This window comes from Rhizobium laguerreae (genome assembly GCF_002008165.1).
Taxonomy (GTDB): Bacteria; Pseudomonadota; Alphaproteobacteria; order Rhizobiales; family Rhizobiaceae; genus Rhizobium; species Rhizobium laguerreae.
This window is the reverse complement of sequence record NZ_MRDM01000031.1, coordinates 139,437-163,353: the sequence shown is the minus strand read 5'-3', so window position 1 is coordinate 163,353 and position 23,917 is coordinate 139,437. Positions and strand designations below refer to the sequence as shown.

The 23,917-nt window shown below is 61.5% G+C and carries 26 protein-coding genes; 15 read left to right on the top strand and 11 right to left on the bottom strand.

The genetic code is table 11. The features are described from left to right. Positions 1-13: 13 nt before the first annotated feature. The 6 genes from BS630_RS33345 to BS630_RS33320 form a co-directional block, all read right to left on the bottom strand. Positions 14-1,666 carry a GMC oxidoreductase gene (locus BS630_RS33345; protein ID WP_077980885.1) on the bottom strand — a complete coding sequence of 551 codons (1,653 nt, stop codon included), beginning with the start codon at positions 1,664-1,666 and terminating at the stop codon, positions 14-16. 83 nt (positions 1,667-1,749) lie between these two features. After that, a complete protein-coding gene (locus tag BS630_RS33340; protein WP_077980884.1) occupies positions 1,750-2,832 on the bottom strand; it encodes an ABC transporter ATP-binding protein in 1,083 nt (360 codons plus the stop codon). A gap of 7 nt (positions 2,833-2,839) precedes the next feature. Further along, positions 2,840-3,724 carry a carbohydrate ABC transporter permease gene (locus BS630_RS33335; RefSeq protein WP_077980883.1) on the bottom strand — a complete coding sequence of 295 codons (885 nt, stop codon included), beginning with the start codon at positions 3,722-3,724 and terminating at the stop codon, positions 2,840-2,842. After that, entirely contained in the window at positions 3,724-4,611 is an 888-nt protein-coding gene (locus BS630_RS33330) for a carbohydrate ABC transporter permease (protein ID WP_020047809.1), read from the bottom strand. The genes BS630_RS33335 and BS630_RS33330 overlap by 1 nt, the downstream gene beginning before the upstream one ends. Before the next feature lie 105 nt (positions 4,612-4,716). Further along, positions 4,717-5,949, bottom strand: coding sequence for an ABC transporter substrate-binding protein (locus BS630_RS33325; protein WP_077980882.1), 1,233 nt, complete (start codon positions 5,947-5,949; stop codon positions 4,717-4,719). Positions 5,950-6,007: 58 nt separating this feature from the next. Continuing rightward, positions 6,008-6,961, bottom strand: a complete 954-nt coding sequence (locus tag BS630_RS33320; RefSeq protein WP_077980881.1) for a sugar phosphate isomerase/epimerase family protein — start codon at positions 6,959-6,961, stop codon at positions 6,008-6,010. A 221-nt stretch (positions 6,962-7,182) separates the two neighbouring features. Here BS630_RS33320 and BS630_RS33315 point away from each other — a divergent pair, with 221 nt between their 5' ends. Continuing rightward, the gene (locus BS630_RS33315) at positions 7,183-8,253 is read left to right on the top strand and encodes a LacI family DNA-binding transcriptional regulator (RefSeq protein ID WP_077980880.1); all 1,071 of its coding nucleotides are present in this window, start codon (positions 7,183-7,185) and stop codon (positions 8,251-8,253) included. 86 nt (positions 8,254-8,339) lie between these two features. On the opposite strand, the gene BS630_RS33310 is transcribed toward BS630_RS33315, so the two are convergent. Further along, positions 8,340-8,771, bottom strand: a complete 432-nt coding sequence (locus tag BS630_RS33310; protein WP_077980879.1) for a type II toxin-antitoxin system VapC family toxin — start codon at positions 8,769-8,771, stop codon at positions 8,340-8,342. Next, positions 8,768-9,022, bottom strand: a complete 255-nt coding sequence (locus BS630_RS33305; RefSeq protein ID WP_077980878.1) for a type II toxin-antitoxin system Phd/YefM family antitoxin — start codon at positions 9,020-9,022, stop codon at positions 8,768-8,770. The genes BS630_RS33310 and BS630_RS33305 overlap by 4 nt, the downstream gene beginning before the upstream one ends. A 269-nt stretch (positions 9,023-9,291) precedes the next feature. On the opposite strand from BS630_RS33305, the gene BS630_RS33300 reads away from it, so the two are divergent. From BS630_RS33300 to BS630_RS33270, 7 genes are all read left to right on the top strand, one after another. Beyond that, positions 9,292-9,726 (top strand): acetyl-CoA carboxylase biotin carboxyl carrier protein, encoded by a 435-nt coding sequence (locus BS630_RS33300; protein ID WP_077980877.1) that lies wholly within the window; start codon positions 9,292-9,294, stop codon positions 9,724-9,726. Continuing rightward, a complete protein-coding gene (gene accC / locus BS630_RS33295; protein WP_077980876.1) occupies positions 9,726-11,111 on the top strand; it encodes an acetyl-CoA carboxylase biotin carboxylase subunit in 1,386 nt (461 codons plus the stop codon). The genes BS630_RS33300 and accC overlap by 1 nt, the downstream gene beginning before the upstream one ends. Further along, complete coding sequence (locus tag BS630_RS33290; protein WP_077980875.1) at positions 11,108-11,542, top strand: acetyl-CoA carboxylase biotin carboxyl carrier protein; 435 nt, start codon at positions 11,108-11,110, stop codon at positions 11,540-11,542. Before accC ends, BS630_RS33290 begins: the two co-directional genes overlap by 4 nt. Continuing rightward, complete coding sequence (pxpB, locus tag BS630_RS33285) at positions 11,539-12,246, top strand: 5-oxoprolinase subunit PxpB (protein WP_077980874.1); 708 nt, start codon at positions 11,539-11,541, stop codon at positions 12,244-12,246. Before BS630_RS33290 ends, pxpB begins: the two co-directional genes overlap by 4 nt. After that, the gene (locus tag BS630_RS33280) at positions 12,243-13,238 is read left to right on the top strand and encodes a 5-oxoprolinase subunit C family protein (RefSeq protein WP_077980873.1); all 996 of its coding nucleotides are present in this window, start codon (positions 12,243-12,245) and stop codon (positions 13,236-13,238) included. The genes pxpB and BS630_RS33280 overlap by 4 nt, the downstream gene beginning before the upstream one ends. A gap of 28 nt (positions 13,239-13,266) precedes the next feature. After that, positions 13,267-14,034, top strand: a complete 768-nt coding sequence (locus tag BS630_RS33275; protein ID WP_077980872.1) for a 5-oxoprolinase subunit PxpA — start codon at positions 13,267-13,269, stop codon at positions 14,032-14,034. 61 nt (positions 14,035-14,095) lie between these two features. Next, positions 14,096-15,298: a pyridoxal phosphate-dependent aminotransferase gene (locus tag BS630_RS33270; RefSeq protein WP_077980871.1), complete on the top strand. Its 1,203-nt coding sequence runs from the start codon at positions 14,096-14,098 to the stop codon at positions 15,296-15,298. A 13-nt stretch (positions 15,299-15,311) separates the two neighbouring features. On the opposite strand, the gene nac is transcribed toward BS630_RS33270, so the two are convergent. After that, a complete protein-coding gene (gene nac / locus BS630_RS33265; RefSeq protein ID WP_183594592.1) occupies positions 15,312-16,271 on the bottom strand; it encodes a nitrogen assimilation transcriptional regulator NAC in 960 nt (319 codons plus the stop codon). A 194-nt stretch (positions 16,272-16,465) separates the two neighbouring features. Between nac and BS630_RS33260 the strand changes: the two genes are divergently transcribed. The 7 genes from BS630_RS33260 (at position 16,466) to BS630_RS33230 (ending at position 22,393) form a co-directional block, all read left to right on the top strand. After that, positions 16,466-17,269: an SDR family oxidoreductase gene (locus tag BS630_RS33260; protein WP_077980870.1), complete on the top strand. Its 804-nt coding sequence runs from the start codon at positions 16,466-16,468 to the stop codon at positions 17,267-17,269. After that, entirely contained in the window at positions 17,266-17,973 is a 708-nt protein-coding gene (locus tag BS630_RS33255) for an amino acid ABC transporter permease (RefSeq protein WP_077980869.1), read from the top strand. The genes BS630_RS33260 and BS630_RS33255 overlap by 4 nt, the downstream gene beginning before the upstream one ends. Beyond that, on the top strand, positions 17,970-18,728 hold the full coding sequence (locus tag BS630_RS33250; protein ID WP_077980868.1) for an amino acid ABC transporter permease: 759 nt from the start codon (positions 17,970-17,972) through the stop codon (positions 18,726-18,728). The genes BS630_RS33255 and BS630_RS33250 overlap by 4 nt, the downstream gene beginning before the upstream one ends. Next, the gene (locus tag BS630_RS33245; RefSeq protein WP_077980867.1) at positions 18,725-19,489 is read left to right on the top strand and encodes an amino acid ABC transporter ATP-binding protein; all 765 of its coding nucleotides are present in this window, start codon (positions 18,725-18,727) and stop codon (positions 19,487-19,489) included. Before BS630_RS33250 ends, BS630_RS33245 begins: the two co-directional genes overlap by 4 nt. Before the next feature lie 31 nt (positions 19,490-19,520). Continuing rightward, a complete protein-coding gene (locus tag BS630_RS33240; RefSeq protein WP_077980866.1) occupies positions 19,521-20,357 on the top strand; it encodes an ABC transporter substrate-binding protein in 837 nt (278 codons plus the stop codon). A gap of 91 nt (positions 20,358-20,448) precedes the next feature. Continuing rightward, entirely contained in the window at positions 20,449-21,123 is a 675-nt protein-coding gene (locus tag BS630_RS33235) for a 4-carboxy-4-hydroxy-2-oxoadipate aldolase/oxaloacetate decarboxylase (protein ID WP_077980865.1), read from the top strand. Positions 21,124-21,208: 85 nt separating this feature from the next. Then, on the top strand, positions 21,209-22,393 hold the full coding sequence (locus BS630_RS33230; protein ID WP_077980864.1) for a hypothetical protein: 1,185 nt from the start codon (positions 21,209-21,211) through the stop codon (positions 22,391-22,393). A gap of 15 nt (positions 22,394-22,408) precedes the next feature. On the opposite strand, the gene BS630_RS33225 is transcribed toward BS630_RS33230, so the two are convergent. Together BS630_RS33225 and BS630_RS33220 are read right to left on the bottom strand one after the other, a co-directional pair. Continuing rightward, entirely contained in the window at positions 22,409-23,422 is a 1,014-nt protein-coding gene (locus tag BS630_RS33225; RefSeq protein ID WP_077980863.1) for a succinylglutamate desuccinylase/aspartoacylase family protein, read from the bottom strand. Positions 23,423-23,556: 134 nt separating this feature from the next. Next, the gene (locus BS630_RS33220; protein ID WP_024320306.1) at positions 23,557-23,901 is read right to left on the bottom strand and encodes a RidA family protein; all 345 of its coding nucleotides are present in this window, start codon (positions 23,899-23,901) and stop codon (positions 23,557-23,559) included. Positions 23,902-23,917 lie beyond the last annotated feature (16 nt).

Sequence of the window (23,917 nt, the reverse complement as noted above, 5' to 3'; positions counted from 1 at the left end):
GTTCCAGGCGCGGCTATAACTGTCCCGTCCGGTACTGGTCGACAAGATTCCGGCAGGCGCGGATCGTCAGAGCCATGACGGTGAGCGTCGTGCCGGCGATACCGCTGCCGGGGAAGGCGCTGGCGTCGGTGACGATGAGGTTCGGGGCATCCCAAACCTGGTTGTAGGGGTTGAGCACCGAAGCCTCAGGGGTTTCGCCCATGCGCGCGCCGCCCGTCTCATGGATTGCTGCCCCCATGCACATGGTCTTGCGGAACCATTTGCGGAACATGAAACGGCTGAAGGCATCAGCTTCGGGAAAGGCGCCCTTGCCCATTTCCTTGAGGCCGGTGGGCGAGCCGATGAATTCGAGGTCGCCGCCAATCTCTTTAATCATGGCGATCAGCGTCTCCTCCTGCCTTTTGAGCAGTGCCTGCTCCTCCTGTTGCATGACGCAACGGATATGCGGCACGGGAATATTCCAGGCATCCCTGCGCCTGACATCGAGCCTGATGCGGTTGTCGGCATAGGGCAGCATACGGCCGAAGCCGAAGAAAGCGAGACGCGCATCGGTGTCGCCCGAGACCGGCGCCCGGCCGACGCTTCCCTGGTAGTCAAAATCGCCGCGGGCGGCGTCGCCCTCGCCGAAGCGGGGAATGAAGATCCCGCCCGACGGATTGTAGAAGGGGTCGGTCGGCGCGGAATCGTCGGGCGCCCAGCCCTTCGCCTTCGAAAAAGACCCGAAGGCGAGGCACGGCAGCTGGTCCATGAAATAGCGGCCGAGAGCGCCCGAGCTGTTGCCGAGCCCATCCGGATGTTTCGCCGAAGCCGAATTCAACAGCAGCCGCACGCTCTCTATCGGCGAGGCCGAAAGCACCACAGTCGCGGCGCGAACCGTAGATACCGCGCCCGTGTTGCGATCGATGAACTCCGCGCCAGTGGCGCGGCCGGTCTTCTCATCCGTGGTGATGCGGCGAACGACGGCGTCGTAGCGGATGGTCAGCTCGCCGGTCGCCTTTGCTTCTCGCAGCGGTCGCGGCATCCGGTCGGCGTCAGGCGCGATGTAGCGCCAGGAGACGACGTGCCTGTCCGGCCAGCGGCTTTCGACCGCCTGCTTGAAGATCTGTTCGGCAGGAGTCAGGCTTGCCGGCTTCGCATAGATGCCGTCCGGCAGGGTGGCCACGTTGTCCTTGTTGCCGTAGAGCCCGAGATAGGCCTCGACCTCGTCGTAGAAAGGCACCAGTTCTTGATAGGAGACTGGCCAGTCCACGCCCTTTCCGGAGCGTGAGCGGATCTTGAAATCGTCGTCGGTCCAGCGCAGCAGCACCCGGCCGAAACTGTGGAGGCGCCCACCGCCCTGACGGCCGCGGATCCAGAGGAAGGGTTCACCCTTCGGCGTCGTATAGGGGTTCTTGCGGTCATTGACGAAGAAGTGGCTGAAGCGCTCGGTGAAAAAGGCTGCGCGCGCCTGGATCGGCTGGCCCTTGAGGGTGGCCCGCGCACGCTCCCAGATATTGATGCTGCTTGCCGGCGCCTTCTTGCGCGCGGGATCGAAATCCTTCGGCCCGACGGCGGGGCCAGCCTCGAGCAGCAGCACCGATAATCCCTGTGCCGTCAGTTCCTTTACCGCAAAGGAACCCGCCGCGCCGGAGCCGATCACCAGCGCATCATAGACGATCTCAGACATGTCTTTTCAAATCCTGTCCTGGAGCAATCCTCAAAACGGCGCGAAACGCACCCGGAATTGCAGGAAAACAAAGGGATGGCGCGTCACAGCCGCGATCCGTCAGCGCCGAAGAGGGATGCCTTGGCGATATCGAGCCCGGGAGCCACGGCATCTCCGGGCTGCAGGGTGACATCGCCCATGAGCCGGAGCGAAAGGCTCTGGTTCGCCCAGTCGAACCAGACGACGGCGTCTGAACCCATCGGCTCGACGACGGAAACGCGACCGGGAATGGTGGGCAGGCCGCTCGTGGCGCCATCGAGCACAAGGTGTTCCGGCCGAAAGCCGAGTGTAGCAGGTCCTTCCGCTGCGTCTGCCCGGAAGGAATAACCGGAAAGATCGACAGCGAGCTCCTTGCTCCGGAAGACCGGAGCGCCGTTGCCGCGCTCGATCCGGCCCTCGACGAAATTCATCGCAGGAGCGCCGATGAAGCCGGCGACGAAGAGATTGATCGGACGGCGATAGATCTCGGCCGGTGAGGCGAGTTGCTGGATCACGCCGTCCCGCATGATGGCGATCCGGTCGGCCAGCGTCAGGGCCTCGACCTGGTCGTGGGTGACATAGATCATCGTGTTGCCGAGGCGCTGGTGCAGCTTCTTGATCTCGACGCGCAATTCGTTGCGCAGCTTGGCATCGAGGTTCGACAGTGGTTCGTCGAACAGGAAGACATCCACTTCACGCACCAGCGCCCGGCCGATGGCAACACGCTGGCGCTGACCGCCGGAAAGCTCGGCGGGACGCCGGTCGAGCAGCTTGTCGAGCTGGAGGAGCGCGGCGGTGCGGGAAACACGGGCCTCGATCTCGGCCTTCGGCAGACCGGCGACGCGAAGGCCGAAGGAGAGGTTCTTGCGGACCGACATACGCGGATAGAGCGCGTAGGACTGGAAGACCATGCCGATGCCGCGGTCCTTCGGCTCCTCCCAGCTGACATTCTTGCCTGAGATCCAGACCTCGCCTGATGTAATGTCCTGGAGACCGGCAATGGCGTTTAGAAGCGTGGACTTGCCGCAGCCGGAAGGGCCGAGCAGCACCAGGAACTCTCGCGGCGCGATATCGATCGACATCTTCTCGATCACCGTATGGTCGCCATAGGCGATCTTCAGGTCCTTCACGGAGACGGCAGATTGCATGGAAGCGTTACCCCTTGACTGCGCCGGCCGCGATGCCGCGCACGAACCAGCGGCCGGACAGGAAATAGATGGCAAGCGGAACGATGGCGGTGAAAATCGTCGCCGCCATGTTCACGTTGTAGGTCCGCTCACCCATCGTGGTGTTGACGATGTTGTTGAGCTGCACGGTCATCGGCAGGTTGTCGCGCCCGGCAAAGACGAGACCAAGCAGGAAGTCGTTCCAGATGCCGGTGAATTGCAGCATGGAGACGACGACGACCATAGGCACGGCAATCGGCAGCATGATCTCGAAAAAGATGCGCCAGAAGCCTGCGCCGTCGACGCGCGCCGCCTTGCAGAGCTCCTCCGGCACGCTGACGAAATAGTTGCGGAAGAGCAGCGTCACCAGCGGCAGGCCAAAGATGACATGCACGAGAATGATACCGGCGAGCGAATTATAGAGATCGATATTCGCCATCGCCCGGACCATCGGATAGAGGAAGATCTGGTAGGGGATGAGGCCGCCGGCCATCAGCAGGCCGAAGAGCAGGTTTGCCCCGCGCGGCCGCCAGAGCGACAACGCATAGCCGTTGACGGCGCCGATGAAGACCGAGAGCGCCACCGAGGGGAGGGTGATCGCCACCGAATTCCAGAAGCCGCTGCGAATGCCGACGCAGACGGTTCCCATGCAGGCGCCCGACCAGGCGGTCACCCAGGCAGAGAAATCGAGCGTGGCTGGCAGGGCAAAGATCTGCCCGAGCCGGATTTCGTCCATGGACTTCAGCGAGGTGACGACCATGGTGTAGAGCGGCAGAAGGAAGAACAGTGCGGCGATGAAAAGGAAGGCATAGAGGCCGATGCGCCCGGCGGTGATTTGTGCCGGCTTCGGACCATTTGGATGAGAGCGGGCCATCACGCAGCCCCCTTTGCTTTGTCACGCATGTGCATCGCATAGCGGAACGGAGCGACTGCGATGATCACGCCGAGGACAAGCACCGTTGCACCGGCCGTGGCGAGGCCGAGGTTCTGGCGCCCGAACAGATTGTCCATGATGAATTTCGCCGGCACCTCCGTCGCATTGCCGGGGCCGCCATTGGTCATGGCGACGACGATGTCGTAGGTCTTGATCACGCCCATGGCGAGCAGCATGCCGGCCGCGGCCAGCGCCGGTCCGAGCTGCGGTAGGATGATCGAGACATAGATCCGCCAGACGGGAATGCCGTCGATCCGCGCCGCCTTCCATTGCTCGGCTTCGATGCCACGCATACCGGCGAGCGCAATGACCATGACGAGCCCCGCGCCCTGCCACACGCCGGCAAGCACCAGCGCATAGATCGCCATGTCGCGATTGACCACCCAGTCGAGGACGAAGCTTTCCCAGCCGAGCGAACGCACACTCGCCTGAATGCCGAGCGTCGGATTGAGCATCCATTGCCAGATCAGCCCGGTCACCACGAAGGACATGGCGTAGGGATAGAGGAATATGGTCCTGAAGGCGCTTTCGAAGCGGATCTTGCGGTCCAGCGCCGCGGCCAGCAGGAAGCCAAGCAGCAAACAGCCTGCGACGTAAAGGACGCCGAAGATCAACACGTTTTGCAGCGATGCCAGCCACTTGGCGGACGAGAAGAGCTTCGAATACTGCGCCAAGCCGACATAGGTCGAAGACGGAAAAAGTGTGGAATTGGTGAAGGACAGGCGGATCGACCAGGCCATGGTGCCGATGAAGACCACGACCGCGACGAACCAGGTCGGCAAAAGGGCGATGGTCGCGGAAAGATTGGGCTTGCGTTTGATGGACATCGGCCAGCTCGTTGACGGGTGGAAAGCAGGGCTCGCACCACCGCGCGAGGCGGCAGCCGGCAGCAGCTGTGGCGTCGACATCAGGCCGACGCCACAGGCGCTATGCTACTCGAAGATGGCGAAGAAATTCTCGGCCGCGGCGGCCGCATCATTCGAGCCGCCGCTCCAGTACTCGTCGACGAAGTCGTCGAGTGCGCCGACCTGCTGGGGCGTCAGCACGATCGCCTGATCCGGCACGATCGCACCCGCGGCCATCAGCTCGACACCCTTCTGGGCGCAGACGTCCAGTTTCGACTTGTCGACGTCGGAGCGCATCGGAACCGAACCCTTCTTGAGCGCGAATTCGACCTGGATAGCCGGGTCCATGACGACTTCGGCGAGAAGTTTTTGTGCTTTGTCGGTCTCGGCCTTGCCGGTTTTCGGGAACCAGAGGGCGTCGGCGATGTAGACCATGCCCTTCGACTCCGGCACGATCATGCAGCCATAGTCTTTGCCCGGCTCCTTGCCGGCAACGGTGAATTCGCCCTTGGCCCAGTCGCCCATGAACTGCACGCCGGCTTTGGCGCTGATCAGCATGGCGGTGGCGTCGTTCCAGTTGCGGCCGGCTGCGCCCGCATCGACATAACCGCGCAGCTTGCCGAGGATCTCAAGGGTCTTCTTCACGCCTTCGACGGATACCGGGCTCTTGTCCTTATCGACATAGATCTTCAGGAAGCCGTCGATCCCCACCTGCGAGAGCAGGATCATATTGAAGACCTTGGTTTGCTGCCAGGGCTGGCCACCCCAGGCGACCGGAACCATGCCGGCGGCCTTCAGCTTGTCGAAATCGGCAAAGAGCTCGTCCCAGGTCTTGGGCTCTTGCGAAATGCCGGCCTTCTCGAAGGCTTCCTTCGAATAAAAGATCCAGCTTTCGCCATGGGCGCCGGTCGGCGAGAGATAGACCTTGCCGTCATAGGTGATGAGATCGTGGATCGATTTCGGCAGAGCATCGGCCCATTTGCCTGCGGCCGCCACGTCGTCGATCGGATTGAACAGTCCCTGGTTGATGAAATCTGCGGCAGCGAGACCGATGACGCCCTGCTTGGCGCCCGGCGCGTCACCGGCAACGATCCGGTTTTGGAAGGCGGCATCGGCCGCGCCGAAGCCGGCGATCGAGGAATCCTTCCAGACGCCACCGCGCTTTTCGAACTCGGTCTTGATAACGTTAAGCGCTGCTGCTTCGCCGCCCGACGTCCAGGACGACATGATCTCGATCGTCGGCTTGTCCTCGGCATGGGCCGAGCCGTATAGGCCGACGATTGCTGCGCCGGCTAGAAAAAGCTTCATCATGTTCTTCATTGTTCCACCTCTTGAAAATGCCCTCTTTGCGGGGCGTTTGTTGTCTTAGGGATGATTGTCAGCGATAGATCGGCAGGAGCGCCTGCCGGACGAGCGTGAGCCCGTTGGCGATGTCGCGGACGGGATCGGGCGCGGCATCGAGTTCGAGGATCGCCCAGCCTTCAAAGGCCCGGTCGCGCAGCAGCCGTATCCAGGCCGGCCAATCGACCCGTCCGAGGCCGAAGCTGCAGAAATAGGGCTGGTGGCGTTCATGGATATGTTTGTCGATCGGTGTGTCGGCGGGCATAGGACCGATCGCATCCTTCCAATGGGCGATGATCATGCGCTCGTGATGACGATCGACGAGCTGGACGGGATCGGAGCCGGCAACGATGATATGGGCTGTGTCCGGGCACATGTGCACATAGGCCGGATCGGTGAGCAGCATCATCAGATCGACGTCGCGCGCGGCGGCAAAGATCGAGTGCGCCTCGGTGTGCAGAGCAAGCCGCACGCCCCTGGCATAGAGGGTCGCGCCGAGCCGGTTCAGGAAATCGGCGATCACCTTGGCGCGGTCGAAATCGTAGAACTGCACCGGCTGGGCGCCGAGCGTCTGGCGCAAGGGAGCGCCGATCACCATGATGTCGCTGCCGCAGGCTTTCAGGAAGTCGGCATATCGTTCCGCCTTGTCGATCAGCGCGCGCTGGGCCTCGGGCTCAGCAAAGTCGCCGGCCGCCTCCAGTTCAGCGAAGAAGCCGCTGCACAGCGTCAGGCCACGTCTTGCCAACTCGGCCGCGAAGGCGTCGACGGAACCATAGGTCTTGATCGCGTCCTGCCAGTTGAAAGGAGAGAAGGTCAGCTCGACGCCGGTAACGCCGGAAGCCTGGACGCCGTCGAGAATCTTTTCCCAGAAGGCGCGTGGCTCGGCGCGGGCATAGTCGACGATCGCATCGTGGCTGTCGACGCCCCAGAAGCCGGGATGAAAGAATGTCACGAGATCGACGCCGAAGCGCAGCCTGTCGCCAGTTGCCATAACCTGTCCATTTCTCGAGGCATGACCTACCGCGTGCGGAACAGCCATTCCGCGTCCAATAAGCCATGGATTTTCAACACATTAAGAAATGGCAATCGTTTGCCATGGCTAGATAATAGCCAAGCCGGTTTTTTAAGCAAGCAGTTTTTGGCAAACGTTTGCAATAAATCGCCCCCTGCCTTAGAGTTGCAAATCGAAGCATCTGGGAGACCGAAATAAACGTGAATAAAAACAAAGATGTGGCCGGAGAGGAGCCATCGGGTGCATTGATGGCCGATGTCGCGCGGCTCGCCGGCGTTGCAATATCGACGGTCAGCCGGGCACTCGCCAATCCCGGACGGGTCAACGAGAAGACACGCGCCAAGATCAATGCCGCAGCCAGGCAACTCGGCTACACGCCGAACGCCATGGCGCGCGGCCTCAGGGTCGGCAAGTCCAACATCATCATGATCATCCTGCCGGGATCGCTCTATTACGGCGCTTCCCAGATCATCCCGCAGGTGCTGCAGAGCATCAACAAATCGCTGATCCAGGGCGGTTACAACCTGATGATCGCCAACCTCGATCGCGACGAAATTTCAGAACGGCATATTCTCGACCTCGCCTTCGGCGGCAGCGTGCGCGGAGCCATCATCCTGTCGTCGAAGCTTCCGGAGGTCGACGGGCGCTCGCTGGCCAATTCCGGCCTGCCGATCGTGTCGATGCTGCTCGACATGAGTGATGCCGGCCTGCAGAGCGTGATTACCAACGACCGCGAAGCCGTGCGCGACGTCACGGCCGAACTGATCCGATTGGGTCATCGACAGTTCTTCTATCTTGCGGGGCCTGAAGGCAATTACCACGATGTCGAGCGTTATGGCGGCGTGCTCGAGGCGCTCGAGGCGGCAGGACTGTCAGAGGGTTCGGTGCGCCGCTCGGGCGGTCATCTCGATTATCAGCACGGCTTCGACATCGGCGTCCAGGCGGCAGACGATTTCGCCAAACTGACCGAAAAGCCAACGGCCGTCATCGCGACCAGCGACGACATGGCCATTTCATTTGTAAGCCGTATCCAGCGCACGGGCCTGAGCATCCCCGGTGATGTATCCGTCGTCTCCTTCGACGGTTCCCCCGTCTGCGAATTCTGCTCTCCACCGCTCTCGACGATCAAGCAGCCGGTGGAAGAGATGGGGCGCGCGGCGGTGGATCTGTTGCTCGGCGCCATTGACCAGAGAGAGACTACGGCGGCGGTTCGCACCGTCATCCACAGCGAGCTTATTCTGCGGGAGAGCATCGGCCCCACGAAGAACTGACGATGAGGGAACAACCGGCTGCGCATCCCATGCAGAAACGCTAACGTTGTCAATTTTGACGCGCAACTTGCATCCGTCTAAGGCGGCTACATTGCTTGACCCTTCCAAGGATCGACAATGACGACACCGGTGCCGTCGAAATCTCTCACGTTTCGGGTGACCACTGTAAGATTGTGCACCAGTGCAGTGGCAGCAATCAACGCATCCGCCTCGTTGCGCCGGTCGGGAATATGCAGATGCGCGCAACGCGTTGCGATAGCATCATCGATCAGCAGTATCCGGCCGGCGAACTGCGGACGCACGTGATCATCAAGCCATGTACGCAGGCGTGAACCTTGCCGGGCATCGCGTCGTTGGACCGCAAGCACGCCCCGTTCCAATTCAAGAATGGTAATTGCAGAGAGATAGAAGTCAGAAGCGTTTGCCATCTGAATCCATGCCACGACTTCCGGATCAGCCTTCCCGTCACCGACCTTGCGCAGTTCGGAAATGACATTCGTATCCAGCAGATAGCTCAAGACAGGTCAACTTCGCGGGTTTTGATCTCGACCCGCGGTGGCATGAAATCGATTTCCGACAGGCCCGGCATGGAAAGCCCATCGACCAGGCTTTGGCGCCTGCCGGAAAGACGCTGAAATTCCTCATATGTCAGAAGGACGTGGGAAGGTTTGCCGCGGTCAGTGATGATGACTGGTCCTTTTCTGGCAGCTTTCTTCGCATGGCTGACGTCGTGATTGAGTTCACGGCTGGAAAGTGTCGTAATGGTCATGGCTGCCTCATGTAGGTATTTACCTACATATAGCACTGTTAGCCGTCAGAACAAGCATTGTCCCTCCATTGAATCCATTGCGGGGTTTCTACCGCTTCCGGCTGCCGGTCGCTGACGTTCGGCGATATGTCCTATAAGGCGCCAATTGCACTCCATCAAAACTTCGTCTGACCCCATCAGTCGACGCGTCGTGCTACGAAAAATCACAACACCGAGCGACTTGAAACTTCGGGTCAGCGCGGTGGAAGTTTGAAATTCCGAGCACGCATATGGACCTCTCGAAGATCAAGACGCTGATCGACTTTGTCGGACGATCGAACATTACCGAGCTGACCGTGACGGAAAAAGACGTGACGGTTCGGATTTTCCGCACGTCGCCGAGTCAGGAGGCTGCTGCCGAGCAAGAGGCGGGATCGACGACAAACCCTGCCCAGGATGCCGGCGCCGATATGCCTTCGAGGCCCGAGAAAACCTATGCGGTGAAGGCGCCGGTCTTCGGCGTTCTGCACCGGACCCCGGCGCCCGGGGAGCCGCCATTCGTCGCGATCGGTGACGAGGTGGAAGAGGGGCAGACCCTTTTCATCATCGAGGCGATGAAGGTCTTCAACACGATCGCCGCGCCGCGGGCAGGGCGCATTACACACCTCACCGAAACCGAAGACGGCGAGGTCGAGACCGGCGACCTGCTGGCGGAGATTGGCTGATGCCGGAAACGCCTGAACAATCCGCGGCCGGCCGCTTCGATACCGTGCTCATCGCCAATCGCGGCGAGATCGCAGTCCGGATCCAGCGCGCCTGCCGCGAGCTCGGCCTGAAGACGGTCGCCATTTGCTCCGAGGCGGACAGGGAAGTGCCCTACGGCAGCACAGCCGACAGCTTTCTCTGCATCGGCCCGTCGACTGCGGCCAAGAGCTACCTCAATCAGGATGCCATCCTGCTGGCGGCGCGTCTCGCCGGGGCCGGCGCCATCCATCCAGGTTACGGGTTTCTGTCGGAAAACGCCGCCTTCGCCGATGCCGTCGAAAAGGCCGGCCTGATCTTCATCGGTCCGACCGCGTCGTCGATTGCGACCATGGGCGACAAGATCTCGGCAAAACGCGCGATGATGGCCGCCGGCGTCCCCTGCGTTCCCGGTCCGGACACCGCGCTGCCCGATGACCCCGCCACGACCGAGCGCATAGCGCTCGAAATCGGATATCCCATCATCATCAAGGCAGCCGGCGGCGGCGGCGGACGCGGCATGCGTGTCGTGCCCAAGGCCGATTTGCTGCATGAAGCAATTGCGCTGACGCGGGAAGAAGCCCGCAAGGCTTTCGGCTCACCCTCGCTCTACATGGAGAAATTCTTAGAGCATCCGCGCCACATCGAAATCCAGGTCATTTGCGACGATCACGGCAATGCTGTGTGGCTCGGATACCGGGATTGCTCGATGCAGCGCCGCCATCAGAAAGTTGTGGAGGAGGCGCCGGCGCCTGGAATCGCGCCCGACATCATCCAGCCGGTCGGCCTGGCTTGCGTACAGGCCTGCCTCCAGATCGGCTATCGGGGCGTCGGAACCTTCGAATTCCTCTATGAGGATGGCGCTTTCTATTTCATCGAGATGAACACGCGACTTCAGGTCGAGCATCCCGTCACCGAGCTGACGAGTGGTGTCGATATCGTCCAGGCGCAGATAAGGGCGGCGCAGGGTCACGTTCTCGATCTCACCCAAGGCGATGTGACATGCGAGGGCCACTCCTTCGAATGCCGCATCAACGCCGAGGATCCGGAAACCTTCCTGCCGTCAGCCGGTGTCGTCACCCATCTGGCGTTGCCGGCGGGACCGGGCATCCGCGTCGATACGCATATTCATGCCGGCTACAAGGTATCGCCCTATTACGACTCGCTGATCGCCAAGCTGATCGTCCATGCGCCGACGCGGGCCGAAGCGATGGCAAGAATGCGCGAAGCGCTTGCCGGCACTGAGGTCGAGGGAATTTCCACCAATATCCGTTTCCTGCGCGCTCTGTTCGAGGACGGCGCATTCGCGCGCGGCGAGACGGATATCCATTATCTCGAACAATGGCTGAAGCTGCGGAGGGCGGCATGAGCGCGATCGATTTCAGCGATCCGGCGACCATCGCATTGCTCACCGAGGCGTTGACGGCCGCCGGTGTGGACGGCCTTGAAATCTCCCGGCCGGGCGGACAGCTTCGCATTATCGTCGCCGGAGAAAGGGGCGCCGGGATCAACTCGACCGAAGCGACGCCTCCTGCTCCCGGTTTGGCTCCCGGCTCCGCATCGGCCGTCGTGAAGGCGCCGATGGCAGGCCGCTTCTGCGTCGAGCATCCGACCTCCGCCACTCCGCAAAATCTGCCGCGCTCCATATCAGATGCGGATATCGTCGGCTTCGTCGGGGTAGGGCACATCCTGCTTCCCCTTCGCGCCGGTCGTTCCGGTGTTTTGACCAGGCTGCTCGCCGAGCCCGGCGCACTGGTCGGCTTCGGCGGTCCTCTGTTCGAAATCGAGCTCCCATCATGATCGCCGCGACGAACAGACATGCATCGCAACGCGAAATCGTTCCGGCCACCAAAAGCCAGGCGCGGGTTTCCTCGATCGGCGCCAGATCCTTCCTGCTCGAGGCGCCAGGCGACTTCGATCTCATCGCGCAGCGGCGGATCTGGGCTCTGTCCCAGACCGTGAAAGACTGGCCGGACCTTGCGGAAAACATTCCGGGCATGACCAACCTGCTGGTGATCTTCAAGGAGACGACCGAGGATCCTGATGCGGTGGTCGCCCGGCTGCTGGAGGCATGGGAGAATGCCCGCAGCATCGACCTCAAGGGCAAGACTATCGACATCCCCGTCGATTATGGCGGCGAATATGCGACGGATCTGCCGGCCCTTTGCGATCTCTCGGGCTTGAGCGACCGCGAGGTCGTGCGCATCCATCATGAAGCGACCTACCGTGTCTTCGCCTTGGGCAGCGCTCCCGGTTTCGGTTATCTACACGGTCTCGATCCGCGCATCTACATGCCGCGAAAGACCGTGCCCTCGCTGAAGATGCAGAAGGGCTGCGTGACCATCGGCGGCATGCAGACCGGCGTCGCCATGCTCACAGGTCCGAACGGCTGGAATTCCATCGGCTTCGCAACGCTTGAGATGTTCGACCCCACATCGCCGACCCCCGCCATGATGGCGCCGGGAGATACGGTGCGGTTCCTGCCGGCAAGGATCGAGCTATGATCGAGATCATCGAAAGCGGCCCGTTCAACACGGTGCAGGATCTAGGCCGCCCCGGCTATCGCGACATCGGCGTATCCGCCAGCGGCGCGATGGATCCGCTTGCGGTCCGGATCGGCAACATTCTCGTCGGCAATGACGAAAATGCCGCCGCGATAGAGGTGCAGACCTTCCCGTTCAGCCTGCGTTTCGAGCGATGCATCGTCTTTGCCGTGACCGGCGCCGACGGCAAATATCATCTGGACGGACTGGAACTGCTTCCCTGGTGCGCCCACATCGCGGAGCCCGGACAGGTTCTCGAACTGAAACAGCCCCCGCGGCTGGCGCGTGCCTATATTTCGGTTGGAGGCGGACTGGATATCCCCGTTGTCATGGGCTCGCGAAGCACGTCGCTGCGCGGCGGCTTTGGCGGCAATGCAGGCCGGCCTCTGGCGAAGGGAGACCGGATCGCGGTCGGCAAGGACGCAGAGATCACCATGCTGCCGACCTCGGGTCTTGCCGTGGTCGAACCGTCCGTGGCGCTGCGCGATGTCTTCCCGGCTGCTGTCGACGGCACGCTGCCGATCCGTGCTCTGCCGGCCGGCGAGCACGATCTTTTCGCAGGCGATGGCGAAGCTTTCTGGAGCCAGACCTGGAGGATTTCCTCCCGAAGCGACCGGACCGGCTACCGGCTGTCAGGCGAGTCGATTAAGCCGACGGCGTCCATCGAGATGCGCTCCCACGGCGTCGTGCCCGGCGTGATCCAGGTTCCACCCGGCGGCGAACCGATCGTGCAGATGAGCGATGCCAACACCGCCGGCGGATATCCGAAGATCGCCGGCGTGATCGAATGCGATCTCTGGCGGCTCGGGCAAGCCCGCATCGGCGCCCGCCTGAAGTTCGTTCGCTCGACGCATGCGGAGGCGCGCAAGGCGGAGCAGGCTATCGCCCGCTATGTCGACGACGTCAGGCAAACATCCCGAATGGTCAAGCGCGCCTTGAAGGCGATGGCCTAACGCGTGTCGCCGTCAAAAGGAGGAACTGATGAAGATCGATCTGAATTCCGACATGGGCGAAGGATTTGGTCCCTACCGGCTGTGCGACGACGAAGCGATGATGAAACTCGTCTCGTCGGCCAACATCGCCTGCGGTTTCCATGGCGGCGACCCCGATACGATGGGGCGTATGGTCCGGCTTGCGAAACTGAACGGCGTCGGCATCGGAGCGCATCCGGGCTTGCCCGACCGGCTCGGGTTCGGCCGCCGCGAAATAGCGTTTTCGGCAGATGAGCTTCGCCAGCAGATGCTCTATCAGCTCGGCGCCCTGATGGCGATCGCCAAAGCCGAGGGTGTCACTGTCTCCCATATCAGCTTCCACGCAGCCATGGGCAATATGGTCAATCGCGATCCTGTGCTGGCCGAGCTGATGACGGATGCGATCGCCACGGTCGATGCCGGTCTTGTCGTCTTCGTGACCCATGGCAGCGAGATTCAGCAGGCGGCCAGACGCGCGCGCTTGAAAACCCTGGCGCTTTTCCTTGCCGACCGGGCCTATGACGTCGGCGGCAACCTCGTCGCGCGCGGGCTCGCTGGCGCCGTCATCAAGGACGAAGCCTCGGTGCGTGCGCGTGTCCGGCAATTCCTCCTCGAAGGAACCGTCGAGACGATCGACGGAGCCGTGATCGCAATGCCGGCCCGCTCCATTCTCGTCCATAGCGACACACCCGGCGCCCTGGAGCTTGCCGGCATCGTGCGCGGCGAGATCGAAGCCACGGGTGCTGCGCTCGCGCCTGCCGCCGAACTCGCCGATTGATACAATCCTGATCGCCTGCGGGCGGTCTCCCGTTCCAATCCCTCATCGAAGGACCATTGCGATGTCCGCCATATCAGACCGCCTGAAAAACGTCTCCATATCCGCATCCGCCGCCATGACTCAACGCGCCAGGGAATTGGCCGCCAACGGGATCAAAGTCATCAGCCTCTCGTCCGGCGAACCGGATTTCCCCACACCGGCGCACGCGATCGAGGCGGCTCATGTGGCAGCTCTTGCAGGCGATACGAAATATCCTCCGATGGACGGGACCCCAGCGCTGAAGGCCGCCATCATCAGGAAGTTCAAACGGGACAATAATCTCGACTATGATGCCAGCCAGATCGTCGTCTCGGGCGGCGGCAAGCAGGTGATCTTCAATGCCATGCTGGCAACCTGCAATCCCGGCGACGAGGTTGTCATTCCGACACCCTCCTGGGTCAGCTATGCGGATATCGTCAAATTCGCCGGCGGTGTCCCGGTCGCCGTCCCCTGCCACGAGCAGACCGGCTTCAAGCTGCGTCCCGAGGATCTGGAGGCGGCGATCACGCCGCGCACCAAGTGGCTCTTCCTGAATTTCCCGAACAATCCGACCGGAGCCGCCTGCTCCCGGGCGGAGATGGCTTCCATCGCCGAGGTCATGCTGCGCCATCCCAATGTTTGGATCATGACTGACGACATCTACGAACACCTGGTCTATGACGATTTTCAGTTCTGCACGATCGCCGAAGTCGAGCCCAGGCTCTATGAACGCGTCCTGACGATGAACGGCGTTTCCAAGGCTTATGCAATGACAGGCTGGCGGCTCGGCTTTTGCGCCGGGCCGAAAGAGCTGATCTCTGCCGTCAGCAACGTCAACGGCCAGAATGGCGGCGGCATCGCGACGCTGACCCAGGCTGCGGCGACCGCTGCCCTGGACGGCCCTCAGGATCTGTTGAAAGAGCGTGCCGCGATCTACAAGGAAAGACGTGACTTCGTCCTCGACAGATTGTCGGAAGTGGAAGGCTTGCGCTGCCATCGGCCCGACGGCGCCTTCTACCTCTATCCCAACATGTCCGGGCTGATCGGCAAGACCAGCAAGGGTGGGCGAAAGATCGAGACCGACGTCGATTTCGTCATGGCGCTCGTCGACGAGCATCATGTCGCGACCGTGCAAGGGGCGGCTTACGGAATGAGCCCGTTCTTTCGCATTTCCTACGCCACGAGCATGGAGAAACTCGGCGAAGGCTGCGCGCGCATAGCTCAATTCTGCAGGGATATGTGCTGATCGACAACGCGTTTCAGCCTTTCAGCCCCGCCGTCAGCTCGAGAAGGATGTCTCGGACGGCGAGGGCCGGCTCTGTTAGAGGATTCTGGTCGGAAACGCACAGCGACAGGGTTTCTTCGATCCGCGGCGAGACGAGCCGGCAGATCAGCGGCTCGCTCGATTCCGATACGATGCGGTCGGCGATGGCTTTCGGCATGATCGTCGCGCCGAGGCCGCTGCCCACCGCCCGGGCGAGGGTACGGACGATTTCGACTTCCGCCACGACTTTCAAATTGGTGCGGGTGCGCGTGAAGGCGGTATCGACCGCGCGGCGGACGAAATTATAGGCCGGCGGCAACAGCAGCGGTATTCCGTCGAGTGTATTGACCGAAACGGGTTTCGCATCCGCCTCGATCGCAAAGTCCCGATGCGCGACAAGGAAAAACTCTTCGCTCAGGATCGGCTCGAACCGGACACCCTTGATCGGTCCGGTTCCGTGGAGAAGCGCCATCTCCAGCCTGCCGTTCATGATCATCTGGCTATAGGTCTGGCCGACGCTTTCGGTCAGGTGAAGCAGGATACCAGGATGCCGTTTCCGGGTCTCCGCCAGGAGGTCGACCGACAGCGTGGCCGCACTGCTGAAGGGTACGAGGCCGACGGACACCCGTCCGGCAAGCGAATTGCCGGCTGCCGACGCATCCGCTTGCGCCTGCTCCATCTGCCGAAGGATAATCTGCGCATGACGATACACCGCATGTCCCGCATCGGTCATGCTGACGCCCTGCTGGCTGCGGATCAGCAGCTTGTGGCCGAAATGCTCCTCCAGTGCGGCAAGCTGCTGGCTGAGCGCCGGCTGGGCGATGTGCAGAAGGTCCGCCGCTCGCGTGATGCTGCCGCTGTCGACGATCACGATGAAAGATTTGAGGCGTCTGATGTCCATGAGGATCGGGGTACCGTTCTGATCTGCGCGGCTTACATGTTTGCAGACACGCATTGCTTTTGCAACGCGACGCCGTCGCTGCTTTCCTCAGGCCCGAACGCCGCAAGGTGATGCCCGGCATCAGCCCTTTCTCTCCTTCAGCAGCCTGCGCCGGCTCCATAACCGTTGCTTATTGCTCCAGAGATAATCGGTCTTAGGCAAGAGGTTTAAGCTTCGCTACTGTCTCGATCAACAACAAGGGAACGACAATGCCATTCTCCGACTACAGGACCGCACTGGTGACCGGCGCATCCTCCGGTATCGGCGCAGCCGTGGTGGAGCGGTTCCGCCGGGAGAACATCGAGGTCCATGCGGTTGCCCGTAGCGCCGAAGCGTTGCAGCAGCTGGCCGCGCGAACCGGCTGCATCGCCCACGTCATCGATGTGACCGACCGTCAGGCCATGGCCGAGCTCACGCGTCGAGTGGACTTCGATATTCTCGTCAACAATGCCGGCGTCGATCGGCCGAAGAAATTCCTGGAAGCCGACGAGGGCGATATCGATCTTATCATCGACGTCAATCTCCGGGCGGTCCTGCACATCTGCCGCCTGGTCGTGCCCGGCATGGTGGCGCGCGACCGCGGACATGTCATCAACATCTCGTCGATCGCCGGCGCCTACAATTTCGGCGGCAACTCATCCTATCACGCCACCAAGGCCGGGGTGAGCATGCTGTCCAACCAGCTGCGCATCGACGCTTTCGGCAAGCGGGTACGGGTCACGGAAATCTGCCCCGGCCGGGTCGCCACTGACATTTTCAATCACGTCCATGGCGATGACCCCAGCATCCGCAAACGATACATCGACGGCTTCGAATTGCCGCAGGCGGCCGATATCGCCGACGCGATTGCCTTCGCCATAGCAGCCCCCGTCGCCGTCAATATCGGGCACATGGAGATCACGCCGACGCTGCAGGTCATGGGCGGGCTGCAGACAGCAAAGCCCCAGTCTGCGGCGAAGCCGGATCAATCCGCTGCGGCGAAGACAGATCAATCCGGGGAGCCAAACCCGTGAGTGGTTTCGATCTTTCGGCAATCCTCGGAAATCCGGAATATACCGCCATGCTGCTGCATGGCATTAAGATGACCTTCATCATCTATGCCGGCTCCTGGTCTATGGCGATGGCGCTGGCACTTCTGTTGTTAGCTTTGCGTTTGTCGCCCTTTCGTTTCGGCGATCCGTTAGTCGCCGCTTACGTCTCCTACCACCGGAACGTCCCCACCCTGGTCCAGCTGATGCTGTGGTATTTCGGGATTTTCACCCTGATGCCGAGCGGAGTAGCGACATGGCTGGCCGTCCATAATGCCGAGGCCATCTTTGCGGTGATCGGGCTCGGGCTCTGCCAGGCCGCCTATTTCAGCGAAGATCTTCGGTCGGGCGTGCGCTCGGTCAGCCCTGGCCAAATGCAGGCCGCCCGCGCGCTTGGCCACGGCTATCTCTCGGCGATGCGTTTCGTCATCATGCCGCAAGGCGTGCGCAACGCGCTGCCGCCGCTCATCAATCACAGCGTTTCCCTGTTCAAGAACAGCAGTCTCGCCGTTGTCATCGGAGCCTCGGAACTGACGCATGCCGTCAAGGAAATCGAGAACCTCAGCTTCCGGACCTTCGAGATCTACCTGATCGGCACGGTTCTCTACCTTTTCTTCTCGCTCGTGATTATGAGCATCGGCGCCTATCTGTCGATGCGCACGGATCCTGCCAGGAGTGCACGGGCATGATCCATGACATGATCGCCATCGTCCAAGACTACTGGCTGCTGCTGCTGATTGGCCAATATCCGAACGGGCCGCTTGGCGGGCTCGCCAACACGCTGATCCTTTCTGCACTCAGCATCGCTCTCGCCTTTCCGGTCAGCATCCTGTTCGCACTGGCGCGGCTCTCCAAGTCGCCGCTGCTGCGCTGGCCGGTCACCGCGCTCGTCTATTTCACCAGGGGCGTGCCGCTCTTGATGCTCATCCTGTGGAGCTATTTCCTCGTTCCGCTGCTGACCGGCGCTGATGTGCCGAGCTTCGTCACGATGCTGACGACGCTCGTGGTCTATCAGAGCGCGTTCCTGAGCGAAGTCGTGCGTGCCGGCATCGTAGCGCTCGGACCGGGCCAGATGGACGCGGGGCGTGCGCTTGGCCACGGCTATCTCGGTGCAATGCGCTTCATCATCCTGCCGCAGGCACTCTACAACATGATCCCGAGCATCATCTCCACCTTCGTCTCGACGATCAAGGACACGACGCTCGGCTACGTGATCAACGTGCCGGACCTGACCTTTGCCGCAAGCCAGGTCAACAACCAGCTCCTGACGCAGCCTTTCCAGGTCTTCCTCATTCTGGCGATCGTCTACTTCGCCATCTGCTGGACGCTCACCTACTTCGCAAACCGCCTCGAGCGGAGCATCACGCGGCGGCGTGCGGGACTTTCCAACCTTCCCTCTGCTGCGTTGGTCGCGCCATCGAAAATCATATCGGAGCAGCTATGACCATGTCAGTTCCAGCACAGGAATTGCAGACGATCCGGCTTTCGCAGGTCTGCAAGAGCTACGGCGACTATCCGGTCCTGAAGGATATCGATGCGCAGGTCTCGCACGGCGAAGTCGTGGTCATCTGCGGGCCGTCCGGTTCGGGAAAGTCGACGCTGATCCGCACGATCAATCGCCTTGAAGAGATCAACAGCGGATCGATCACGCTTGACGGGCAAAACATTCACGCCGCCATGCGGGCAAAGGAACTCAATAAGCTGCGCAGCAGGATCGGCTTCGTATTTCAGAACTTCAACCTGTTTCCGCACCTTTCGGTGGTTGAAAACGTCTCGATGTCGCCGATCCGGGTGAAAGGCGTGGCGCCTGATGTTGCCGAGGATAAGGCTCTCACGCTTCTCGATCGGGTCGGCCTTGCCGACAAGGCGCGGGCCTATCCCGGTCAACTCTCGGGCGGCCAGCAGCAGCGGGTGGCAATCGCCCGCGCCCTTGCCATGGAACCGCCGGTGATGCTGTTCGATGAGCCAACCAGCGCGCTCGATCCTGAAATGGTCGGCGAAGTGCTGGCCGTCATGAAGAGCTTGGCGTCGGAAGGCATGACCATGCTCTGCGTCACCCACGAAATGGGTTTCGCGCGCGACGTCGCGGATCGGGTCTGGTTCATCGATGCGGGCCAGATCCTCGAAATGGCGACGCCTGAGGAATTCTTCAACAATCCAAGCCATCCCCGGGCTCAGCGTTTCCTCGCTGATCTCAGGCATTGATACCAATCACCAAAAACAAAGGAGAACAGCAATGAACTGGAAATGCCTAACCCTCACCGCCGCATTTGCCGGCATGGCAGCCGCCGTGCCCGCAAAAGCCGATCAGCTCGACAACATCATCTCGGCGAAAACTCTGCGCTGCGCGACTTTCGCCGACGTTCCTCCCTTCGCTTCACCTGATCCGAAGACCCGAGAAATGGCCGGTTTCGACGTCGATCTCTGCGGCGCCATCGCCAAGGAATTGGGCGTCAAGGCTGAAATCAAGCCGGTTTCGGTCGAGGCGCGCGTGCCCGAGGTCAAGCTCGGCCGCGTCGACATCACCGTTGCCAACCTTGCCTATACTCTCAGCCGCGCCGAGCAGATCCAGTTCAGCGATCCCTATTATCTCGCCAAGGAAATGCTGATCGTGCCGGCGGACGATGCCGGCAAGAAGAAGGCCGACTATGCGGGCCAGCGTATCGCTTCGACCAAGGGTTCGACCTCCGAGATGTCGATCAAGCTCAACAAATCCGACCCGCTGACCTTCCAGGATACCGCCTCGGCCTATCTCGCCGTCCAGCAGGGCAAGGCGCGCGGCATGGTGGCCAACACCATGACGACGACCAAGTTCGTCAATGAATCGAAGAGCAAGGGCAAGGCAATGCGGATGATCGAGGAGCCGATGCTGTACCAGCCGATCGGCATCGGCATGGCCAAGGATCAGCCGGCGCTGACCGCCAAGATCAACGAGATCCTTCGCAAGCTCGACACATCGGGCGAGATCAACAAGATCTGGGACAAGTGGCTCGGCCCGGATACCGAATACAAGATGACACGCACTGACAAGGTCGTATCGCTCTCCGAGCTGAAGTTCGACCCGATCCCGTAAGCCGATCGGCAGCGGCACCATCCAATGACGATATCCAAACGAAATCAGACGGCGGGACATGCCCGCCGTCGGCCAACGATGTGAGGCATCCATGATCCATATTAAAGATATTGCCGAACGGCCAAGCAAAGCCGATATCGACGCCGTTTCCAAATTTTCGCCTGCGACGATCCACGAGGCCCAAGGGCGCCGCGGAGCCCTTTCCTCCCGCCTCAAGCCCGTCGACTACCGCATGAAACTCTGCGGTCCGGCCTTTACGGTGAAGTGCGCACCGCGTGACAACATCATGCTACAGCTTGCCATCAACTACGCAAAGCCAGGCGATATCATCGTCGTATCGGCAGGTGAGTACGAAGAGGCCGGATCCTTCGGCGACGTTCTCGCCAATGCCTGCCTTGCAAAGGGCATCGGCGGCCTCGTGACCGACACCGGCGTGCGCGACACGCTTCAGCTGAGGGAACTTGGCTTTCCGGTCTTCTCGCTCAGCGTCTGCATCAAGGGGACGGTGAAGGAAACTATTGCGGCGGTGAACGACACGATCATCGTCGGCGGTGAAATTATCCATCCAGGCGACATCATCGCCGGCGATGCCGACGGCCTGGTGGTCGTGCGCCGCCAGGAAGCGCAGGACGTCGGCAGGCTTTCGCAGGCCCGCGAAGATGCCGAGGCCGGCTATATCGCAGCATATAAGCAGGGCAAATCGGTCATCGAAGTCAGCAATCTGGAACCGGTGCTGAAAGCAAAGGGCCTTGTCGCCGACATCTAAGACAGCCGCCCGCGCCGAAAAATCAGCCTGGACACTATTATGGACACATGTTCTATAAAATGGACAGATTCAGCGGGAGCACGCAATGCATCTTTCCATGTGGACTTACCCCTGGGATATCCAGGACCAGGGGCTCGCCCCCTTTGCCGTCGAGCTTCGCGGCCGTGCGGGCCTGACGACGGTCAGTCTGGCGACCTCCTATCACGCCGGCCGGTTCCTGCAGCCGCGCAGCCCGCGGCAGAAGGCCTATTTCCCCGAAGACGGGACCGTCTACTTCCGGCCGGACGCAAGCCTGTGGCAGGACAAAGTGATCCGGCCGCTGATGGCTGGGAATGTCACTGAGCGCGGCGACATGCTGGAAGCGCTCGTCAAGGGACGCGAGGCGACGGGTCTTAAAGTCTCCTCCTGGACGGTCTGCCTGCACAATACCCGTCTCGGCATGCTGCATCCCGATCATGTGACGCGCAACGCCTTCGGCAATCCCAACTATTACAATCTTTGCCCCTCCAGCCCGGCGGCGCGGGACTATGCCGTTACCCTTGTTCGCGACATCACGACGAATTACCGGCCCGATATGGTGGAGCTCGAGAGCCCGAACTTCATGGGATTCGCGCATGAATACCATCACGAGAAGGACGGCGTCGGCCTGAACGCCGAAGACGATTTCCTGCTGTCGCTCTGCTTCTGCGACCATTGCACGGCACGCGCCGAAAAGGCCGGCGTGCCGGTCGAAGGCGCATGCCGGTCGGTCGCGCACTTCATCGCCGAACTCTGCGAACGAGCTGTCCCGGAACGGCAATTCCCGGATTTCCCGGCAGCCGGCATCGATGCCTTTCGCGACCATCCTGATTTGCATGCCTATCTCACTTGGCGCAGCGAGCCGGTGACCAGCCTGATCGGCGAGATCAAGACGGCCGCCGATCCGGCGACACGCATCGTGCTCATCGACCTAAAGGACGGCTGGCTCGGCGGCGTCGATCTGACAGCGGTCGGCAAGTTCTGCGACGGCGCGATCCTCTGCTGTTATGACATGGAACCGGATGCCGTCGCCGATGTCATCCGGACCGGCCGGGCGGCAATCGGACCGGGAAAGTTTCTGGGCGTTGGCCTGCGCGTCTTCTATCCCGAAGTCAGCGGGCCGGCGGTGCTCGCCACACGCGCCAAGGCTGCCGTCGATGCCGGCGCTGACGGCGTGAACTTCTACAATTACGGCCTGATACCGGCAAAGCGCCTCGACTGGGTCAAGGCAGCGGTCGACGCAATCACTTAAGCGGATCAGCGTTCCTCAGGATGCGATGGGTTCGGCGACCTGGATCAGGCAGTCGCCAGCCTGGCTGTCGCAATGCAGCCGGTGGGAAATGACAATACCGCTCTCGGCAAAACGCAGCTCTTCCTCCGGCTGCTCCAGGCGTTCCAGATTATGATACCACCCGGCCAGCTCACCGGCGGCAACGGTGGCGCCGAGGCCGACGGCCGGCTCGAACCAGCCTCTGCGGTTCGCATAGATGCCCTGGCTATGCCGGGATAATGACAGCAGCTGCAACGGTCCGGGCTCGGCGAGCGGCACGCGCGACAGGACCGGATGCTTCACGATGCCGAGTGTGACCAGCAGCCGGTCGATCGCCGCCGCCGTGAAAGCCATTGTTGCAAGCGTCACGGTGCCGCCGCCGCCGAATTCGCCGGAAAGACCGATGGTCCCGGCCCTTGCCGCAGCCCCCATCGATGTCGGTGCGGTCGGCCCGTTATCGGCGATGAAGGCATGCGCGGCACCCATGGCGCGCATCAGCGAAACGGACCGCTCGAAGCGATCAGCATCGGCCTGCCGCTCGATCAGCGTGCAGGGCAGGTGCGCCATGGAGGTGCCGCCCGAATGCAGGTCGAGCACGACGTCATGGCGCGGAAAAAGTTCATGTTCGAGGAAATGCGCCATCCGCGCCGTCGGCGAGCCGATGGGATCGCCGGGAAACGCCCGATTGAGATTGCCGCCGTCGAAGGGCGAGCAGCGCTTGGCCGCCATCACCGCAGGCAGGTTCGCCATCGGCAAGATGGTGACGGCGCCGCGGATTTCGGCGACAACAAGCAGCCGCATCAACCGGCCGAGTTGGAGTTCGCCCTCATACTCGTCGCCATGATTGCCGGCCATCAGCAGCAAAGACGGCCCCTCGCCATTTTTCAGGCGAAGGATCGGAATGCGGATCTGATAATAGGGCGACCGGTCGATCGAATAGGGAATGGCGAGGTGGCCGGCTTGCCGGCCCTCGCGCAAAAAGTCGATCGGATTGACGAGACCGCTGTGCATGATGTCTCCAGTGCGGACGGTTGCGATGCCGTTACAGCGCCGCGCGTCTTTTGAGACGCGCAAAGGACGCTGTAACACTTTGAATCGATACATCGTGCTTTGCGAAAATCGATTCCGATTTTCGGGCCGATGCGTTAGAGCGCGGCGATCGCGGTCATTTCGACGCGCAGATCGGGATCGGCCAGACGAGCTTCGGTGCAGGCGCGGGCCGGCGGGTTTTCGATGTCGATCCAGTCATCATAAACGCTGTTCATCGCTTCGAAATCGACGATCGCCGGCAGGAAGACGTTGACGGCGATGAGGCGCGAGCGATCGATGCCGGCCTCCTTCAAAAGGGCGTCGATCTTGCCGAGCACGTCGCGGGTCTGGTCCTCGATATCAGCCTTGCGATTTTCCGCGACCTGGCCGGCAATATAGACGAGACCGCCGTAGCTGACGGCTTGGCTCATACGCGAACCTTTCTGATAACGCTGGATCATTGCGGGTTTTCCTTTT

Bases quoted from the DNA above. Each gene is read 5' to 3' on its own strand.
- BS630_RS33345 (WP_077980885.1), bottom strand. From the start codon at position 1,666: ATGTCTGAGATCGTCTATGATGCGCTGGTGATCGGCTCCGGCGCGGCG.
- BS630_RS33340 (WP_077980884.1), bottom strand. From the start codon at position 2,832: ATGCAATCTGCCGTCTCCGTGAAGGACCTGAAGATCGCCTATGGCGAC.
- BS630_RS33335 (WP_077980883.1), bottom strand. From the start codon at position 3,724: ATGGCCCGCTCTCATCCAAATGGTCCGAAGCCGGCACAAATCACCGCC.
- BS630_RS33330 (WP_020047809.1), bottom strand. From the start codon at position 4,611: ATGTCCATCAAACGCAAGCCCAATCTTTCCGCGACCATCGCCCTTTTG.
- BS630_RS33325 (WP_077980882.1), bottom strand. From the start codon at position 5,949: ATGAAGAACATGATGAAGCTTTTTCTAGCCGGCGCAGCAATCGTCGGC.
- BS630_RS33320 (WP_077980881.1), bottom strand. From the start codon at position 6,961: ATGGCAACTGGCGACAGGCTGCGCTTCGGCGTCGATCTCGTGACATTC.
- BS630_RS33305 (WP_077980878.1), bottom strand. From the start codon at position 9,022: ATGACCATTACGACACTTTCCAGCCGTGAACTCAATCACGACGTCAGC.
- BS630_RS33300 (WP_077980877.1), top strand. From the start codon at position 9,292: ATGGACCTCTCGAAGATCAAGACGCTGATCGACTTTGTCGGACGATCG.
- accC (WP_077980876.1), top strand. From the start codon at position 9,726: ATGCCGGAAACGCCTGAACAATCCGCGGCCGGCCGCTTCGATACCGTG.
- BS630_RS33290 (WP_077980875.1), top strand. From the start codon at position 11,108: ATGAGCGCGATCGATTTCAGCGATCCGGCGACCATCGCATTGCTCACC.
- pxpB (WP_077980874.1), top strand. From the start codon at position 11,539: ATGATCGCCGCGACGAACAGACATGCATCGCAACGCGAAATCGTTCCG.
- BS630_RS33280 (WP_077980873.1), top strand. From the start codon at position 12,243: ATGATCGAGATCATCGAAAGCGGCCCGTTCAACACGGTGCAGGATCTA.
- BS630_RS33275 (WP_077980872.1), top strand. From the start codon at position 13,267: ATGAAGATCGATCTGAATTCCGACATGGGCGAAGGATTTGGTCCCTAC.
- BS630_RS33270 (WP_077980871.1), top strand. From the start codon at position 14,096: ATGTCCGCCATATCAGACCGCCTGAAAAACGTCTCCATATCCGCATCC.
- nac (WP_183594592.1), bottom strand. From the start codon at position 16,271: ATGCGTGTCTGCAAACATGTAAGCCGCGCAGATCAGAACGGTACCCCG.
- BS630_RS33260 (WP_077980870.1), top strand. From the start codon at position 16,466: ATGCCATTCTCCGACTACAGGACCGCACTGGTGACCGGCGCATCCTCC.
- BS630_RS33250 (WP_077980868.1), top strand. From the start codon at position 17,970: ATGATCCATGACATGATCGCCATCGTCCAAGACTACTGGCTGCTGCTG.
- BS630_RS33245 (WP_077980867.1), top strand. From the start codon at position 18,725: ATGACCATGTCAGTTCCAGCACAGGAATTGCAGACGATCCGGCTTTCG.
- BS630_RS33240 (WP_077980866.1), top strand. From the start codon at position 19,521: ATGAACTGGAAATGCCTAACCCTCACCGCCGCATTTGCCGGCATGGCA.
- BS630_RS33235 (WP_077980865.1), top strand. From the start codon at position 20,449: ATGATCCATATTAAAGATATTGCCGAACGGCCAAGCAAAGCCGATATC.
- BS630_RS33230 (WP_077980864.1), top strand. From the start codon at position 21,209: ATGCATCTTTCCATGTGGACTTACCCCTGGGATATCCAGGACCAGGGG.
- BS630_RS33225 (WP_077980863.1), bottom strand. From the start codon at position 23,422: ATGCACAGCGGTCTCGTCAATCCGATCGACTTTTTGCGCGAGGGCCGG.
- BS630_RS33220 (WP_024320306.1), bottom strand. From the start codon at position 23,901: ATGATCCAGCGTTATCAGAAAGGTTCGCGTATGAGCCAAGCCGTCAGC.